Annotated in this window: 15 protein-coding genes and 1 pseudogene; 11 read left to right on the top strand and 5 right to left on the bottom strand. The window is 63.5% G+C overall.

The window, feature by feature from the left end:
* Positions 1–9 precede the first annotated feature (9 nt).
* Both ACLRGI_RS02290 and ACLRGI_RS02285 read left to right on the top strand, forming a co-directional pair.
* Positions 10–891, top strand: a complete 882-nt coding sequence (locus tag ACLRGI_RS02290) for an SMP-30/gluconolactonase/LRE family protein (RefSeq protein WP_419200096.1) — start codon at positions 10–12, stop codon at positions 889–891.
* Between the two features lie 97 nt (positions 892–988).
* Positions 989–1,222 (top strand): DUF6480 family protein, encoded by a 234-nt coding sequence (locus ACLRGI_RS02285; protein WP_419200095.1) that lies wholly within the window; start codon positions 989–991, stop codon positions 1,220–1,222.
* Between the two features lie 64 nt (positions 1,223–1,286).
* Here the strand turns inward: ACLRGI_RS02285 and ACLRGI_RS02280 are convergent, their stop codons facing one another.
* Complete coding sequence (locus tag ACLRGI_RS02280; protein WP_419200094.1) at positions 1,287–3,035, bottom strand: L-aspartate oxidase; 1,749 nt, start codon at positions 3,033–3,035, stop codon at positions 1,287–1,289.
* Between the two features lie 71 nt (positions 3,036–3,106).
* Between ACLRGI_RS02280 and ACLRGI_RS02275 the strand changes: the two genes are divergently transcribed.
* Positions 3,107–4,048, top strand: a complete 942-nt coding sequence (locus ACLRGI_RS02275) for a LysR family transcriptional regulator (RefSeq protein ID WP_419200093.1) — start codon at positions 3,107–3,109, stop codon at positions 4,046–4,048.
* 6 nt (positions 4,049–4,054) lie between these two features.
* Here ACLRGI_RS02275 and ACLRGI_RS02270 read toward each other — a convergent pair whose 3' ends face one another.
* Together ACLRGI_RS02270 and ACLRGI_RS02265 are read right to left on the bottom strand one after the other, a co-directional pair.
* Positions 4,055–5,041, bottom strand: coding sequence for a malate dehydrogenase (locus tag ACLRGI_RS02270; RefSeq protein WP_419200092.1), 987 nt, complete (start codon positions 5,039–5,041; stop codon positions 4,055–4,057).
* Between the two features lie 193 nt (positions 5,042–5,234).
* A complete protein-coding gene (locus ACLRGI_RS02265; RefSeq protein WP_419200091.1) occupies positions 5,235–6,584 on the bottom strand; it encodes an MFS transporter in 1,350 nt (449 codons plus the stop codon).
* A gap of 164 nt (positions 6,585–6,748) precedes the next feature.
* Here ACLRGI_RS02265 and ACLRGI_RS02260 point away from each other — a divergent pair.
* The 3 genes and pseudogenes from ACLRGI_RS02260 to ACLRGI_RS02250 form a co-directional block, all read left to right on the top strand.
* Positions 6,749–6,928, top strand: a pseudogene (locus tag ACLRGI_RS02260) (TetR/AcrR family transcriptional regulator); the annotation flags it as partial.
* Positions 6,929–6,967: 39 nt separating this feature from the next.
* The gene (locus ACLRGI_RS02255) at positions 6,968–8,269 is read left to right on the top strand and encodes a cation:proton antiporter (protein ID WP_419200090.1); all 1,302 of its coding nucleotides are present in this window, start codon (positions 6,968–6,970) and stop codon (positions 8,267–8,269) included.
* Positions 8,270–8,313: 44 nt separating this feature from the next.
* Positions 8,314–9,450 (top strand): App1 family protein phosphatidate phosphatase, encoded by a 1,137-nt coding sequence (locus ACLRGI_RS02250; RefSeq protein WP_419200089.1) that lies wholly within the window; start codon positions 8,314–8,316, stop codon positions 9,448–9,450.
* A 39-nt stretch (positions 9,451–9,489) separates the two neighbouring features.
* Here ACLRGI_RS02250 and ACLRGI_RS02245 read toward each other — a convergent pair whose 3' ends face one another.
* On the bottom strand, positions 9,490–10,611 hold the full coding sequence (locus ACLRGI_RS02245) for a LacI family DNA-binding transcriptional regulator (RefSeq protein WP_419200088.1): 1,122 nt from the start codon (positions 10,609–10,611) through the stop codon (positions 9,490–9,492).
* A 182-nt stretch (positions 10,612–10,793) separates the two neighbouring features.
* On the opposite strand from ACLRGI_RS02245, the gene ACLRGI_RS02240 reads away from it, so the two are divergent.
* From ACLRGI_RS02240 to ACLRGI_RS02220, 5 genes are read left to right on the top strand one after another with little or no spacing between them, the layout of a single operon-like run.
* Positions 10,794–11,660 (top strand): ABC transporter substrate-binding protein, encoded by an 867-nt coding sequence (locus ACLRGI_RS02240; protein WP_419200087.1) that lies wholly within the window; start codon positions 10,794–10,796, stop codon positions 11,658–11,660.
* Between the two features lie 33 nt (positions 11,661–11,693).
* Positions 11,694–12,482 (top strand): amino acid ABC transporter permease, encoded by a 789-nt coding sequence (locus ACLRGI_RS02235; RefSeq protein ID WP_172322657.1) that lies wholly within the window; start codon positions 11,694–11,696, stop codon positions 12,480–12,482.
* Positions 12,479–13,294, top strand: a complete 816-nt coding sequence (locus tag ACLRGI_RS02230) for an amino acid ABC transporter ATP-binding protein (RefSeq protein ID WP_419200086.1) — start codon at positions 12,479–12,481, stop codon at positions 13,292–13,294. Before ACLRGI_RS02235 ends, ACLRGI_RS02230 begins: the two co-directional genes overlap by 4 nt.
* Positions 13,295–13,311: 17 nt before the next feature.
* Complete coding sequence (locus ACLRGI_RS02225) at positions 13,312–14,355, top strand: Gfo/Idh/MocA family protein (RefSeq protein WP_419200085.1); 1,044 nt, start codon at positions 13,312–13,314, stop codon at positions 14,353–14,355.
* A gap of 39 nt (positions 14,356–14,394) precedes the next feature.
* Positions 14,395–15,516 (top strand): NAD(P)/FAD-dependent oxidoreductase, encoded by a 1,122-nt coding sequence (locus ACLRGI_RS02220; RefSeq protein ID WP_419200084.1) that lies wholly within the window; start codon positions 14,395–14,397, stop codon positions 15,514–15,516.
* Between the two features lie 84 nt (positions 15,517–15,600).
* On the opposite strand, the gene ACLRGI_RS02215 is transcribed toward ACLRGI_RS02220, so the two are convergent.
* On the bottom strand, positions 15,601–16,035 hold the full coding sequence (locus tag ACLRGI_RS02215) for a hypothetical protein (RefSeq protein WP_419200083.1): 435 nt from the start codon (positions 16,033–16,035) through the stop codon (positions 15,601–15,603).
* Positions 16,036–16,127 lie beyond the last annotated feature (92 nt).

The following is a 16,127-nucleotide window of genomic DNA, read 5'->3' as shown; positions in this document are numbered from 1 at the left end:
CTCGAACACATGGAAGAACTGATCACTGGCAGGCTGGAAAAGTTGTTTGAAGGAACCATTTGGGCTGAAGGTCCCCTGTGGCTTCCACAATCGCAGACCCTCCGCTGGAGCGACATCCCCAACAACCGGATCCTCGAGTTCTCACCTTCCACCGCCGCAACGCGCGAGTACGCCACCGGCGTCGAATACACCAACGGGCGTGCGCTCCACCACAACGGCAGTGTGGTGCAGTGCAGCCACGGCCGCAGGCGCGTTGAGCGGGACCACGACGGCGTGGTGTCGCCGATCGTCGAAGCGTTCGGCGGGCATCGGCTCAATTCGCCCAACGACGTTGTGGTGGCCGCTGACGGTACGGTCTGGTTTACCGATCCTCCTTACGGAATCCTGCCCGGCACGGTGGAAGGACATGAAGGCGAACAGGAATACGGTGGTTGCTACGTGTTCCGCTTCGACCCGGCCAAGGAAGAACTGACTCCGGTGGTCACCGATTTGGTGCACCCTAACGGCCTCGCATTCTCCCCGGAGGAATCGCTTCTCTACGTTTCGGACACCGCGGGTGGGGGTTACGGAGTTCCCTTCCGGATCGCTGTCTACCCGGTGGAGGGTGACACCTGCGGAGTGGGCAGGACTTTTGTTGAACTCGAAGACGACGCGGCCTCGGACGGATTCCGCGTGGATGTGGATGGCCGGGTGTGGACTTCCGCAGGGTCGTCCGTGCGCGTGTACGCCCCCGACGGCGGGCTGCTGGCCGCCGTCGAGGTTCCTGGAAAGGTGTCTAACCTCTGCTTTGGCGGAGTTGATGGGCACGACCTCTACATCACGGCCACCACGTCCCTGTACAGGCTGCGCACGTCCACGCAAGATGCCACGGCAGCCCGCCGGCAGTCCTGAGAATCGCTGGGGCCGAATAGTAAGGTTGCTGTAGGTCTGGGCGCGGTGATTCGATACGCTGGCATGGAGCAACAGCGCTGCGATCGAGGGAGTGAAGGTGTCCGGAAGCAACCCCGACCCGTATGAGGATAAGATCACCGGCCTGGAGCCAGGCGGGGGAGTGCCGCCTGGCGAGACCCCTCCCGGCGAGTCGTCAACAGCCGGCCCCCAAGGCCACGATGAAGGCGGTCCCAGGAAGGGGACGCAAGTGGCCTGGCTCGCGGCTATCGGCGCCGGCGTGCTGCTCACGCTGCTGTTCTTCATCGGGTACATCGTCGGTTTCTTCGACTAAGGTCGGGCGTGGCCCTGGTCCTCTACTCCACCAGCTTGGTCCTCTACTCCACGAGCTTGGTCCTCTACTCCACCAGCTTGCCGGCCATGGACTCGTCCGAGTTGGCCTCGGCGAGGGTTCGGAAGGAATCCGGAGCCGGAGGAAGACTTTCGAACGTGACGCCCTCATCCGTTGACCAGACAAAGTTCCCCTGCAGCTCGGGATCTGCCTCCGGGAAGTCGGCACGGTTGTGGGCGCCGCGGGTTTCGCGTCGTTCCAAGGCGCACTCCAGGGTGGCTCGTGCTGCCAGGAGGGAGCCGAGGAGGTCGTAGGCGTGGGCCAGGTCATCGAACCCTGCAATGTCCGGGTGGGCGGTAACCAGCTGGGCGCGCTCCTCCAAGGCGGTCAACTTCTCAAGCCCTTGTTCCAGTCCTTGTTCGGTCCGCACCACCCCGGCGTGTTCAGTCATGAGGTTGCGCAATTCACGCTGCAGCCGCCGCGCGGACTCTGTTCCGCGTTCACTGAGCAGCGACTGCATTTCCTGCCGGGCTATGCCGACCGCGGCGGGATCCCGGACCAGGTGGGTGCATGCATGGACGTAGTCGGCCACGTGCTCTCCGGTAATGCGACCGTAAACGAGCAGCTCAATCAGTGAATTGCCGCCCAGGCGGTTGGCGCCGTGAAGCCCGGAAGATGCTTCGCCGATTGCGTAGAGGCCGTTCACTCCGGTGCCGTGGTCTTCCGGTGCAACCCAGACCCCGCCCATGGAGTAGTGGGCGGTGGGAGCAATTTCGATTTTGGTGGTGGTGATGTCCAGCATCTGCAAGTCGATCAGGGTGCGGTAAACACGTGGCAGCTTTTCCATGATGGTTTCCCGTGGCAGGTGCGAAACGTCCAGGTAGACGCCGCCCTTCGCGGTCCCACGACCTTCGGCGACCTCGGTGAATCCGGCCAGCGCAACGCGGTCCCGGGTGGAAAGTTCCATGCGCTCGGGGTCATAGCGTTCCATGAAGCGCTCGCCCAGGGCGTTCGTGAGAATGCCTCCTTCGCCGCGCGCTGCCTCCGAGACCAAGGTGCCGGCGGCGTCGTCGGGCTCCAAAAGGCCGGAAGGATGGAACTGGACCAGTTCGGCGTCGCGGATCCGTGCCCCGGCCAGGGCGGCCAGCCTGAAGGAGTCCCCGGTGTTCTCATCGCGTCGTGATGAGGTGTGCCGCCAGATGCGGGTATGTCCGCCAGCGGCCAGGATGACGGCATCGGCGTGGATCTGCACAGGGGTGCCGTCCACGATGTCGAACCCGTAAGCGCCGAAAACGGTGCCGTCGGCGACGAGGAGCCGGGTGATGTAGACAGTGTCGATGATGGGCACGTTCAACTCCGCCGCCCGGCGCATCAGCGTGCGCTGAATCTCCAACCCGGTGTAGTCCCCGGCATAGGCGGTGCGGCGATACTTATGCGCGCCGAAGAAGCGCTGGGAGATGCGTCCATCTTCTTCCCGGGCGAACGGCATTCCCCACCGTTCAAGGTCTTCAATACCTCGGGCAGCGTTGCGAGCCACCGTCTCGACGATGGACGGGTCGGCCAGGAAATAGGACTCCCGCAAGGTGTCGGCGGCGTGCTGCTGCCAGCTGTCCTCAGGGTCCATGGTGCCCAGGGCTGCGTTGATCCCCCCGGCGGCCAGGCTCGTGTGGGCGTCGTGCTTGCGGCGCTTTCCCACGGCCAGCACCTGCACCCCTCGCTCGGCCAGTTCTATCGAGGCGCGCAGGCCGGCACCGCCAGTGCCGATAACCAGTACGGAAGTGGACATGAGACGTTCTGGAGTGGTGTTGGGTTTCATGTTTTCAACGGTAGAAGGGCCGCCCCCATGTTTCCAATGAATTGTTCGACTCAACCCGATGCATTTATGCTATGACGATGAAGCTGGAGCAGTTACGCTCATTCGAAGCCATCGCCCGAGTGGGCCATTTCACGCGCGCGGCCGAGCAACTGTATCTCGCGCAGCCTTCTTTGAGCAGGCAGATCGCAGCACTTGAGGCCGATCTTGGAATGGCCCTTTTCCACCGGGGACCGTCCGGGGCGACTCTGACGAATGCGGGGGAACTCCTCTTGCCCATCGCCCGGCGCATGCTTGGCGACGCGGAGACCGCGCGCGAACAGATGGACGAACTCGCAGGGTTGCGGCGGGGCCGTATTCGCTTGGGCGCCACCCCAACCCTGTGCGTCTCGCTGGTGGCCGATGTACTGGCCTCTTTCCGAAGCGCACATCCCGGGGTGGAATTGCACATCACTGAAGGCGGTTCCCGTTTCCTGGTAGACGCCCTCAACGAAAGCGCGCTGGACCTGGCTTTGGTGGTCACCCGCGGAGTAGACCCCGCCGTGCAAGGCACTGAACTGATACCGCTGCTGACCGAGGAACTGGTGGTTGTCTCCGCCGCCGGCTCAGCGTCACCGGAAGAGTACACGCTGGAGCAGTTGGCACACATTCCGCAGGTCGCCTTCAACCGAAGCTATGACCTGCGCGTAGCCACCGAGGCTGCGTTCTCTGCCAAGGGTTTGGAACCTGTGATCGCCGTCGAGGGCGCCGAAATGGACGCCGTGCTGCGGTTCGTGGAACGGGGCCTGGGTGTGGCGGTGGTGCCGGCCATGGTGGTCATCGACCGGCCCGGACTGCGTAGTGCCCGCCTGGTCAATCCTTCGCTGACAAGAACCGTCAACCTGGCCCGACGCAACGACATTGGACCTTCAGCAGCCGCAGCAGCAATGCAGGAGTTCATCTTCAGCACAGTGGACCGGCTAGCAGCGCCCGGCACCGATCTTGCGCGCCTGGTCACGCCAACACCCCGTCATTGATAGGGATCAGATCAGGCCGAGTTCAGCCACTGCAGCCCGCTCGTCCAAAAGCTCAGCAGCGGTCGCGTCCATCATCCTGCGGCTGAAGTCGTTAACCTCCAGGCCTTTCACAATCTCCCAGTTCCCGCCTGAGGTGGTCACCGGGTATGAGTAGATGAGACCTTCCGGCACCCCATACGATCCGTCCGATGCAACCGCCATTGAAACCCAATCGCCCTCGGGGGTGCCCAGTAGCCAGTCGCGGGCGGCGTCGACCGTTGCCGACGCTGCCGATGCCGCGGAGGATGCGCCCCGGGCCTCGATGATCGCTGCACCTCGCCGAGCAACCGTGGGGATAAATTCGTTCTCGATCCAGGCCTGATCGTTCACCACCTCGGCTGCGTTCCGGCCGGCGACCTCTGCGTGAAAGATGTCCGGATACTGCGTTGCGGAATGATTGCCCCAGACCGTCATTCTGCGGATATCCCCAACCCCCACCTGGGTCTTTTTGGCAAGCTGTCCAAGGGCGCGGTTGTGATCGAGCCGGGTCAAGGCGCTGAATCGCGACGCGGGGATGTCCGGGGCGTTGGTCATGGCAATCAAGGCGTTGGTGTTCGCCGGGTTGCCCGTCACGCCGATACGGACGTCGTCGGCCGCCACCCGGTTCAGCGCCTTGCCTTGTGCTGTGAAGATAGCGCCGTTGGCACTGAGCAGGTCGCCGCGCTCCATGCCCTTCGAGCGCGGACGGGCGCCGACGAGCAGGGCGAGATTGACGCCGTCGAAAATATGATCGGCGTCGTCGCCGATCTCCACCGAGTCGAGCGCGGGAAACGCGCAGTCATCGAGCTCCATCACAACACCCTCGAGTGCCTTCAAGGCGGGCGTGATCTCCAGGAGCCTGAGTTGCACTGGAGTATCGGGGCCAAATATGGCGCCGCTGGCGATCCGGAAGAGGAGGCTGTAGCCGATCTGGCCGGCCGCGCCGGTCACGGCGATCTTGACGGGTGTCCTCACGTAACGTTCTCCTCGCTGATCTGAAATATCCAGGGCTTGGCAATCTGTCTGCCATAGTGCCACATAGCTGGCCTGGATTCAGGGCTGGCTGCGAGGTCGCTGGAAAAAAGCGAGATCGCCGGAAGCGACCAGCGAACTGGAGACTTTCCGGCGATCTCGGTGCAGGGATTGCGATCTCGACGGCGGAACAGCGTCAGCGGGCCTCGAGGTCCTCGAGTGTTTTGCCCTTGGTGTCCGAGGACAGGAGGGTGGCCACCGCAGAGACGGCGCAGATTCCCAGTGTGGTCAGGCCGATGACCATGGGGATGTTCGCGGATCCCGGAGGCGCGATAGCGGTGAACATGCTCGGGAAGAAGGATGCAATCATGAGGCCGATGTTCTGCGAGACCGCGAAACCGGTCACCCTCATCCGCATGGGGAACTGCTCCTGGAAGAACGTGGCAAACGTGGCGTTCCACATCTGGAAGAGGATGCCCTGGACGATCACGACGCAGACGAACACCAAGGGGAGGCTGCGCTGTTCGATCGCCCAGAGGTAGCCCACGGTCAGCAAGCCGCCTGCAATGCCACCGGCCACCATCAGTGCTCGCCGGCCGATCTTGTCGGACAGGGCACCGAACAGCGGGATGGTCAGCACGGCGGCAACGTTGGCGGCCAGGGTTACCCAAAGGAACTCGCTGCTGGAGAAACCGATGCCGTAGCCCTTTTGGGTGGCGAAGGAGACGCCGAAGATGAGGGTGGCCATGCCGATCACGTTGGTGAACGTCATGATGATGCAGCGGAGCAAAACCCAGGGGTGGGTGCGCAGGAGGTCTACCAGGGGGAAGCCTCGCTTGGCACTGGCGTCCTCGGACTGGGCCAGATATGCCGGAGGCTCTTCCACGCGGCGGCGGATGACGTAGCCTGCGATGATCACTACGGCACTGAGCAGGAACGGCAAGCGCCAGCCCCAGGAGTGGAACTGCTCTTCAGGGAGGAGGGCCGCGAGCGGAATCAGGACGGCTGTGGCCAGAATGGATCCCACTTGGGTGCCCTGCAGGCTGAAGCTCGCGAAGAACCCGCGCTTGGCATCGGGGGAGTGCTCCACGATCATCGCGCTGGCACCGCCGAGTTCCCCTGCGACGGCGAATCCTTGGATCAACCTGAGAATCACCAGGAGGACGGGAGCCAGGAGGCCCACCTGTCCGTACGTGGGCAGGAGTCCGACGGCAAAGGTTGCGAAGCCCATGAGCAGCATCGCAAAGACGAGCACTTTCTTGCGGCCGTGCCGGTCACCGTAGGCGCCAAGGATTACGGCGCCGAGCGGGCGGGAAACATAGCCCACGGCATAAGTGGCCAGCGAGGCGATGATGCCGACTGTGGGATTCTCCGTGGGAAAGAAGATGGTGGGAAACAGCAGCGTCGCCGCCAGTGAATACAGGGCGAAGTCGTAGTACTCCAGCGCGCTTCCGATCCAACCGCTCATGGCGGCTTTCCGGGGATCTTTGTGGCCGATTGCGGCGTTGGGGGAGGTGGTTGAATCCCTCCGGTGCGTGACTGTCACGTCGCAGTACTCCTCTGGCGTCGTTGGCAAGGAACAAGAACTCTTCCCATCCAGGACTGAACAAAGTGGTCATTCAGCGTGAGGAAGGTTACATCTTGAATCGATTCATAAATCATAGAACGTGACGCGCGCTACGTCAACGCACGACGGCGGCAGCTCACTGCGAGGAATACGTGGCGCGCTTGGCGGCCGAGGCGGGCGCACCGGCCTACTTGGCACCGCAACTCGCGATCCTTGCCGAAGGAGCTCAGACTACTGCGGCCATTGCCGGAACTTCGGACGCCGCCGGGCAGGCGCGTCAAGCAGCCCAAGTCCTGATCGACGCAGCCCTGGCAGCCGACTAGGCTTCTGAGACGCGCGTCGTACGCTGCAGGAAGAAGACAATGTTTGAAGCCCCCAGCATCCTGTTCCTCTCGGCAGGCTTTGCGGTGTTGGCCGCAGCAGTCCTGCCGAAATTGTTGCGCAACATGCCGCTTTCCATGCCCATGGTCTTTGTGGGCAGCGGAATTCTGGCGTTCACCCTGCTTCCCGATTTACCGGACCCGGACCCCGTCCAGTATGCGGATTTCACGACGCACCTGACGGAGGTGTGCGTCATCATCTCCCTTATGGGCGCTGGACTGGCCTTGGACAGGCCCTTCCGTTGGCGCGGATGGACCACAACCTGGCGCCTCCTCGGGATCGTCATGCCCTTGTGCATCCTGGTGATGACGCTCCTTGGCCTGTGGGTGTTGGGCCTGGGCCTGGCGGCCGCCATCCTGGTAGGGGCTGCGATCGCTCCCACCGATCCTGTGCTGGCATCCGAGGTCCAGGTAGGAAAACCTGCAGACACTGAGGACGACCCGGACGAGGACGAGGTCCGCTTTGCCTTGACCTCCGAGGCAGGCTTGAATGACGGGCTCGCCTTCCCCTTTGTGTATCTGGCCATCCTCATCAGCCTGGTGGGGGCCTCCCCGGACGCCTGGTTGGGGGAGTGGCTTGCGTTGGATGTCCTCTGGCGCATTGGGGCGGGGGTATTGCTCGGATTTGGAACCGGCAAGCTTCTGAGCCTGGTCTTTTTCGCCGCCAAGGGTAAGAGCTTCCGCTTGTCCGAACACTCCGAGGGCTTCGTGGCGCTCGCGGCTACCTTCCTGGCCTATGGCGTGACGGAGATGGTGGAGGGTTACGGGTTCGTCGCGGTTTTCCTCTGCGCCCTGACCATCCGGTCCGCTGAGCACAACCATTCCTACCATCAGGTGCTGCACAGCTACGTGGAGCAGCTGGAGCGCCTCATGACGGTGGTGATCCTGGTGCTCCTTGGCGGTGCCATAGCCCGTGGACTCCTCGAGGGGATCGGCTGGGCGGAACTGCTGGTTGCTCTGGCGTTCCTCCTGCTGGTCCGCCCTTTGGCTGGATGGCTCGGGTTGATGGGCGGCAAGACCGGTCCTCGCGAACGCCTGGCCATTTCCTACTTCGGCATCCGCGGAATCGGGTCTCTCTATTACGTGGGATACGCGCTGACCCAGGGAAACTTCGACGCCGAGGCACGCGAACTCTGGGCCATGATCGGCTTGGTGGTGGCACTGTCCATCGTGGTCCACGGGGCCACCACTGCGCCCCTGATGAACCGGCTGGATCGGCTCCGGGCCGCTGAAGCACGCAAGCAGCACGGTGATGAAGGCCGGGCGCCCACCACAGCTGTTTAGCAATGAAACTCGTCCCCAATGTCCCGCCGTGGAAGACTGGACGCATGTCTCCCCGTCCCATGAAACCGCGCCCCCAATCCGACGCCGCTGACACTGAAGGCCCCACGCCACTGAGCAAAGGACGCCGCCACCTGGCCATGAGGCTCGACGACGCGTGGCTTGGTTTCCAGACGCGTCTCGCTATCCGGCGTGGCCGGGTGGAGACCGTCATCCCTTACACCGGATACGGCAGCACGTCCTGGGTCCGGGTCCTGGCTCGAGTGGTCCGCAGCGATCCCAGGGATGCCGCAGGTCACACAAATCCGTTGCAGGAAAGCATGCGCGGCTGGCGAAACTTCACCAGCGCCCCCGTGGCCCATGCCCGGGTGAACGTGACCATCGACGGCACCGTTTTCAATGTCAGGGCTGACCGTGGAGGTGTGGTCGATGCTCGTATTCCGGTGGCCCTCGACGCCGGCTGGCACACCATCACGCTGCAATCCGGGGAGTCCGAAACCGTGGAGGCTCCCGTGGAGATCGTCGCGGACGATGCCGATTTCGGCGTCGTGTCTGACATTGACGACACCGTCATGGTCACCGCGCTGCCGCGCCCGTTCCTGGCAGCATGGAACACCTTTGTCCTCAACGAGCACGCGAGGACCCCCACACCGGGTATGGCTGTGCTGTATGAGCGGATCGCCAGGACAGCGCCGTCCGCACCTGTGCTGTATCTGTCCACCGGGGCATGGAACGTGGCCCCAACACTGTCGCGCTTCCTGTCCCGCAACTTGTACCCCGCCGGTCCCAAGCTCCTGACCGACTGGGGCCCCACTCCTGACCGCTGGTTCCGCAGCGGCCAGGAGCACAAGAGGACCTCGCTGGAGCGCCTCGCGGAGGAGTTCCCCAATATGAAGTGGCTGTTGGTGGGCGACGACGGACAGCATGACGAGGCGATCTACTCCGAGTTCGCCCAACGTCACCCCGCCAATGTCCGGGCCATCGCGATTCGCCAGCTCTCCGTGGGTGAAGCGGTCCTGGCAGGTGGGCGGTCGAAGTCCGGAGGCCAGCCCACTCCGGGAGTCCCGTGGATCTATGCTCCGGATGGTGCGGGAATGTCTGCCCGGCTCGAGGAACTGGGCATCATCCGGAATGAGGTCCGCTCCGCCGACGACCCCGAAGAAGGCGAAGTCCACACGGCATAGGCGGCGAGATCGCGGGAAAACGCCGAGACCACCCCAAAGCTACCGGCGATCCGGCAGCATTCCCGCGATCCCGGCGGCGGGCACCAGCACCTCCGCATCCCTGGGTACCCCCACGGATCCCCGCTGTATCAAAGTGGCCACCAACTCCGGGCCGGGTCCGGCAGCTTTCCGTCCTTCGATCTGCCGAATCAGCGCAGAGGCCGCGGCAATTCCCATGTCATAGACCGGCTGGGCGATGACGGTGAGCGGGGGAGTGGTGAGGCGGGTCCAGGCGAAATCGTCGTACATGAGGAACGAGACGTCGTCCGGGATGGAGCGCCCGGATTCCTGGATGGCTTCCACAACGCTCAAGGCGATCAGGCCGTCCGAGGCAATGATGGCCGTGGCGGCACCCGGTCCACTCAACAGGTCCTGCGTGATCCGCATGATGGAGTCTGCGTCGCCTGCATTGAGCCGGATGAGGTCCGCGGGATGGGGAAGGCCCGCGTCATCGAAAGCCCGGCGGATCCCGTCCAGGCGATCTGAGATCTGCGAGGAATCCAGCGTCATCCCGGGTACATAGGGGGCGTCGGTCCGGACGGTGGAGACGAAGGCAATCCGTCGGTGCCCGGCCTCGATCAAGTGCTGGGTTGACTCGTAGGAAATGCTTCCCATGTCCACGGCAAACGTCTCAACGTCCACCCCTGCGGCGGCGCGGTCCAGAAGGACCAGTGGGCGTCCGGACTCGCGGACCTGCTGCAGGTGCGAGGTTTCCACGGACGACGCTGGAGCTACGATGAGTCCGTCGACACGCTTGTCCAGCAGCACGCGGACGGCGTCCACTTCGGCGGCCCGTTCCTCGTCCGTGTTGATGAGGATGACGTTGTAGCCGCTCTTCTTGGCGGTGTCCGTGATTCCCCTCATCGCGAGCCCAAAGTGGGGGTTTTCGATGTCACCCACCACCACGCCGATAGTGTTGGATTTGCCCGTGTTCATGCTGCGCGCGAGCTCGTTGGGCCGGTAATCCAGCTCCTCGGCCGCTGCGAGGACGCGCTCGCGGACGTCGTCGCTGACGGCGCCGTAATTGCCCAGCGCGCGGGCGGCTTGCGCCTTGGACACTTTCGCGGCTTTGGCGACGTCGGCAACCGTTACGTCCCGCCTTCGGGATCCGTCAGTGCTCATGTTCACCTTTCAAGAGGGGTGTTGACGCGGCTTTGTGAGTTCCGCTACATTTCATATCAATCGATGTGAGTCCGGTCTCAATCCTAGGGGCTGAGACCGGACTCAACAAGACCCCCCATCGAGCAAATAACTTTCAGCGGCTCCTGACAGCACCGCTTTCCCTCCCACGATTGGACAACGCTGTGATCAAACTGAACTTCCGCCCGGCAGCGCTCGCAGCAGCAGCCCTGGCGGCCCTTCTCGCCCTTTCCGGCTGCGGCGGATCTCCCGCCAGCTCATCTCCCTCCGCAGAGAACCCGTATGGCCTGATTGAACCCGGCACCATCAGGGTGGCCAGCCTTGGCGACTCCAAGCCCTACACCTTCACGGACGGCTCGGGTAACTTCACCGGCTTTGACGTGGAACTGTTCAAGGACGTAGCCCACCGCGCCGGCGTAGACAACGTTGTCTTCACCGGACAGGACTTCTCCGGACTCCTGGCAGCCGTTGCCAACGGCCAGTTCGACGTAGGTGTGGCAGCTATCGGCATTACCGACAAGCGCAAGGAAACCGTGGACTTCTCCAACGGCTACCTCGCCGGATACCTGACGGTCATCACCACCAAAACCTCAGGCATCAACGACGCCGATGGCCTCAATGGAAAGCGCTTGGGCGTGGTGCAAGGCACCCTGCAGGAAGCCTACGCAGTCAAGAACTTCACGTCCGCGCAGCTGGTTCGCTTCCCTGACAACAACACAGCCATCTCGGCAGTCAACAGTGGTTCCGTGGACGCCCACTTCCTGGACTACGAGGCAGCCAAGGAATACCAGGAGCAGTTTGGGCTGGTCAGCGCCGCGGATATCCCATCCTTCGACGCCCCGGCCGGTTTCGCGATAGCCAAGGACAAGCCCGCCTTCAAGGACGCCCTGAACAAGGGCCTCGCCGAAGCGATGGAAGACGGCACCTGGAAGAAGCTCTACGAAAAGTGGTTCCCTGGTTCACCGATGCCGGAGCAGTACCTCCCGAAGGCCGAGCAGACCTCCAGCCCGGCCCCAACCGCCAGCAAGTAAGCCGCCCGCACAACCAACGTCTGAGAGCATTCAATGGATTGGCTCAATACCATCAGCCGCACCTTCTTCGACTTTGAAGCAATGGTGGAAGTGCTGCCCCAACTCCTCGGAGTCGGCCTCCTCAACACCCTGATCATCTCCATCGCAGCAACCATCCTCGGCGTAGTGATGGGCATGGTGGTGGCGGTCATGGGCATCTCGCGGTCCAAGTGGCTGCGCATCCCGGCCAGGATCTACACGGACCTCTTCCGGGGCCTTCCCGCCATCCTCACCATCCTTCTTATTGGCCAAGGCTTCGCACGGTTGAGCCAGTCGGTCTTCGGGCCCTCTCCTTACCCGCTGGGAATCATCGCCCTGAGCCTCATTGCCAGCGCTTACATCGGAGAGATCTTCCGGGCCGGCATCCAGAGCGTTGACAAGGGCCAGGGGGAAGCATGCCGCGCCCTGGGCATGAGCTACTCCAAGTCCATGGCCCTGGTGGTGGTGCCGCAAGGCATTCGCAGGGTCCTGCCGGCCTTGGTGAACCAGTTCATTGCAATCGTCAAAGACTCATCGCTGGTCTACTTCCTTGGACTCCTGGTCAGCGAGCGTGAACTGTTCCGGGTGGGCCAGGATGCAGCAGTACTGTCCGGCAACCTTTCACCGCTGGTCATGGCGGGCATCTTCTACCTGATCATCACGGTGCCCCTGACCCACCTGGTCAACTACTTCGACAACAAGTTCCGCACCGGCCGCCGTCGTCCCACGGCCCCCACCAGTGGCCTGAAGGAAGTCAAGGAACTCGATGCGGCCTCGCCGCTCATCACCGGGAGCAACACGTGAACCTCACAAGCAACAGCCCTACCAGCACCAACCAGCCCAGCACCAAGCAGCCGAGCACCAACAAGAGCCAGGACATCGAGAAGTTCCACGGCTCCAGCCTGGAACTGCGAAACCTGACCATGGCCTACGGGGACGTTGAGGTGCTCCGCAACGTCAGCCTCAACGTGGCGCCGGGAACCACCACCTGCATCATCGGCCCCTCGGGTTCAGGCAAGTCCACGCTCCTGCGCGGAGTCAACCGCCTGCACGAACCCAAGAGCGGGGATGTACTGCTGGCCGGTGAAAGCGCCCTCAAGGTTAAGCCGGACATCCTCCGTGCACGGATCGGCATGGTGTTCCAGCACTTCAACCTTTTCCCGGACCACACCGCCCTGGAAAACGTGGCGTTGGCTCTGTGGAGCGTCAAGGGGATGTCCAAGTCCGAGGCCAGGGAACGCGCCCAACGCCGCCTGGCCGAGGTGGGCCTCGCCGAGCGCGCTGATCACCGGCCCCGCGACCTCTCCGGCGGACAGCAGCAGCGGGTCGCCATTGCCCGGGCTCTGGCCATGGAGCCCGAAGTCATGCTCTTTGACGAGGCCACCAGCGCCCTGGACCCGGAGCTGGTCAAGGGCGTCCTCAACCTCATGGCCGGACTTGGCCGCCGTGGCATGACCATGCTGGTTGTCACCCACGAGATGGGCTTCGCCCGCAAAGTGGCCGACCAAGTGGTGTTCATGGACGAAGGCGAAGTGGTGGAAATCGGAACCCCCACCGAGCTCTTCGACAACCCACGCAGCGAACGCCTGCAGCGCTTCCTCTCGGAAGTGCTGTGATGCGCGGGACTCCTGGGATGGGCGAGTCAACAGCGGCACCCATCCGGACCGCCGTCGTCGGGTTTGGCGTCTCGGGCAAGGTGTTCCACGCTCCGCTCATCGAAGCGGACCCGGGCTACTCCCTGGACGTCATTGTCACGGCAGATCCACAGCGCATGGCCGAAGCGCGGCGGCTGTACCCCGGGGCGCGGATTGTCCCCACTCCGGAGGACATGTTTTCCCTCGCCGCGGACCTGGACCTCGTAGTCCTGGGCACGCCGCCGCTCACACATCTTGAACTTGGTGCCACGGCGATCGCCCATGGCCTCAACGTTGTGGTGGACAAGCCTTTCGTCACCACGGTGGCCCACGGTGAGGAGCTTGTTGGGCGGGCGTCCGACGCCGGTGTGCAGCTCACGGTCTTCCAGAACCGCCGGTGGGACGCCGACTTCCTCACGCTACGGAAGCTGCTGCAGGAGGGAGCCTTGGGCGAGGTGCGGACGTTCGAGTCGCGCTTTGAATGGTGGCGTCCGGAAGGTTTCGGGAACTGGCGCGATTCTGCCACGCTGGCTGAAGGCGGCGGCATCCTCCACGATCTCGGTGCCCACCTGATCGACCAAGCCATCCAGCTGTTCGGCCCTGTGGAGGAGAGCTACGGCGAGACCGCCAACCATGGCCCCCACCCTGAGGCCGCCGACACCGAAGCGTTCATATCCCTGCGTCACGAATCCGGCGTCCGGACCCGTTTATGGATGAACGGGATGGCCGCCCAAGTGGGCCCGCGCTTCCACGTCCTCGGCTCCAAAGCCGGCTATACCAAGTGGGGACTCGACGGTCAGGAACCCGCCCTCGCGGCCGGAATGACGCCGTCGGACGCCGCATATGGCATAGAACCCCAGGAGTCTTGGGGGCTTCTGGGAGTAGACGGATCAGCGACGCCCGCCCCGGCCGAAAAGGGCAACTATCCGCAGTTCTACAGGGAACTCGCAGCCTCGCTCCATGGGCAGGGGCCTCTTCCGGTGCAGCCGACCGAAGCGCTGGAAACCCTCAGGATCATCGAAAACATCCACACGTTCGCCTAGGCGCGACTCACAGCATCTACCCAAAAGAAAGGGAGAACCATGTCCTCCACCAAGCACGTCGCCGTCATCGGAGGCGGCATCCTGGGCGTCTCCACCGCCGTCCACCTGCTCCGCCAAGGCGCGTCAGTCACCCTCCTGACCGAGCAGGGCCTGGCCAGCGAAGCCACCGGCCGGTCACTCTCTTGGCTCAACTCTGCGGGCGAACGATCCACGCCGTATCACCAGCTGCGGGTGGCCGGCGTTGACCGGTACCGCACACTCTTTGCCGCCGATCCCAGCCGTGAGTGGCTGCAGTTCGGGGGCGGACTCATGTGGAATGCGGCCGGGCAGGGCGAGGTTACCGAAGCGCGCCACGCCTACGAGAAGTCCATTGGCTACGATTCCAAGCTGCTGTCCCCTGAAGAAATTGCCTCGGTGACGCCCGGCATCGATTCCAGCGCCGTCCCCGAGAACGCCATTTTCAATCCCGGCGAAGGCTGGGTCAGCCTGCCGGACCTGGTGAACTTCCTGATGGAGGAATTCCACGCCTTGGGCGGCCAATTGGTCCTTAATGCCGGCAAGGCCTCGGTGATGGTCGACGGCGGCCGGGCCACCGGCGTCGAAACTGCCGGCGGTGAAACGTACCCCGCTGACGCCGTGCTGGTTGCCTGCGGGGCGGCGACGCCCGCCGTCGTGAAGCCGCTGGGGGTGGAGATCCCCAACGGTTCGCCGGTTTCCATGTTGGTGGTCACCAAGCCGGTGGAGCACCAGGTCACTGCCGTGATGAATACGCCGCGGGCTGCTGTTCGTCCCAATCCGGGAAACACTTTCGCCCTGGATCACGATTGGTACGAAGAGCAGATCACCGAGCATGCCGATGGTTCCTTCACCATCCCGGATGACGTGGTCCAGGAGCTGGCCGACGAGTCCTCCAAGCTCATTGCGGGCAACCCCGAGCTCAAGCCGGCATCCTGGAAGATCGGCTACAAGCCCATCCCCGGCGACGGCGAACCGGTCTTCGGGGAACTCGGCCAAGTGCCTGGCTGCTTCGTGGCCTTCACCCACTCAGGTGCCACCCTGGGCCTCATCGCAGGCGAATTGCTCTCCGGTGAAATCCTGAGCGGCGACAAGCACCCGATGCTGGCCACGTTCCGTCCGGGGCGTTTCTCCCAGGCCGTTTGAGGGCTGGTTTCCGGAAAGTGCCAATGGCCCCGATACGCCATCTGCATAAGCGTGTCGGGGCCATTGGAGTTTAAGGTGACCTGATCAGCAGGTCATGGTGCCCTTGAGGGGCTTGCCGGTCCAGGAGTTGTTGGTGCCGGGAACTTTGTAGTAGCCGCGGATTTCGTAGCTCCAGGTTCCGATGATCTCGATGCCCGAACTGTACGTTCTTCCCGCGGCGTGGCTGAGGTCGCCGGTGAACTCGAGGTTGCCGGAGCGGTCGTAGACCTTCACCTCGTAGTAATTGGCGTTCGCCACCGTTCCGTAGGAATTCACGGTGACCGTGGTGTGGAGTCCCAAGGTGCATCGCATCGTAACGCTGGCGCTGGCAGGGGCAAGGATGCTTGCTGCCGAGAACTGCGGAGTAGCGCGGTCACTGCCCGTGAAAGCCGCAACTGCGGCCGTTGGCCCGGCCAGCAGGCCAAGAACGACGACGGCGACGATCACCAGGGCGCGCCGGAAACTGTTCCGCGGTGTCATGGTGATCATTCTCTTTCTGCTGTGCCGGGCTTTGCTGTGGCGGTGCTGAACGGCTGTTGTTGTTGCGCTCTATTTGGTGGTTTCGGTGCGTT

It is taken from the genome of Paenarthrobacter sp. PPS72 (assembly GCF_048537125.1).
Lineage (GTDB): Bacteria > Actinomycetota > Actinomycetes > Actinomycetales > Micrococcaceae > Arthrobacter > Arthrobacter nitroguajacolicus_E.
This window is presented reverse-complemented; position numbering and strand designations above follow the sequence as displayed.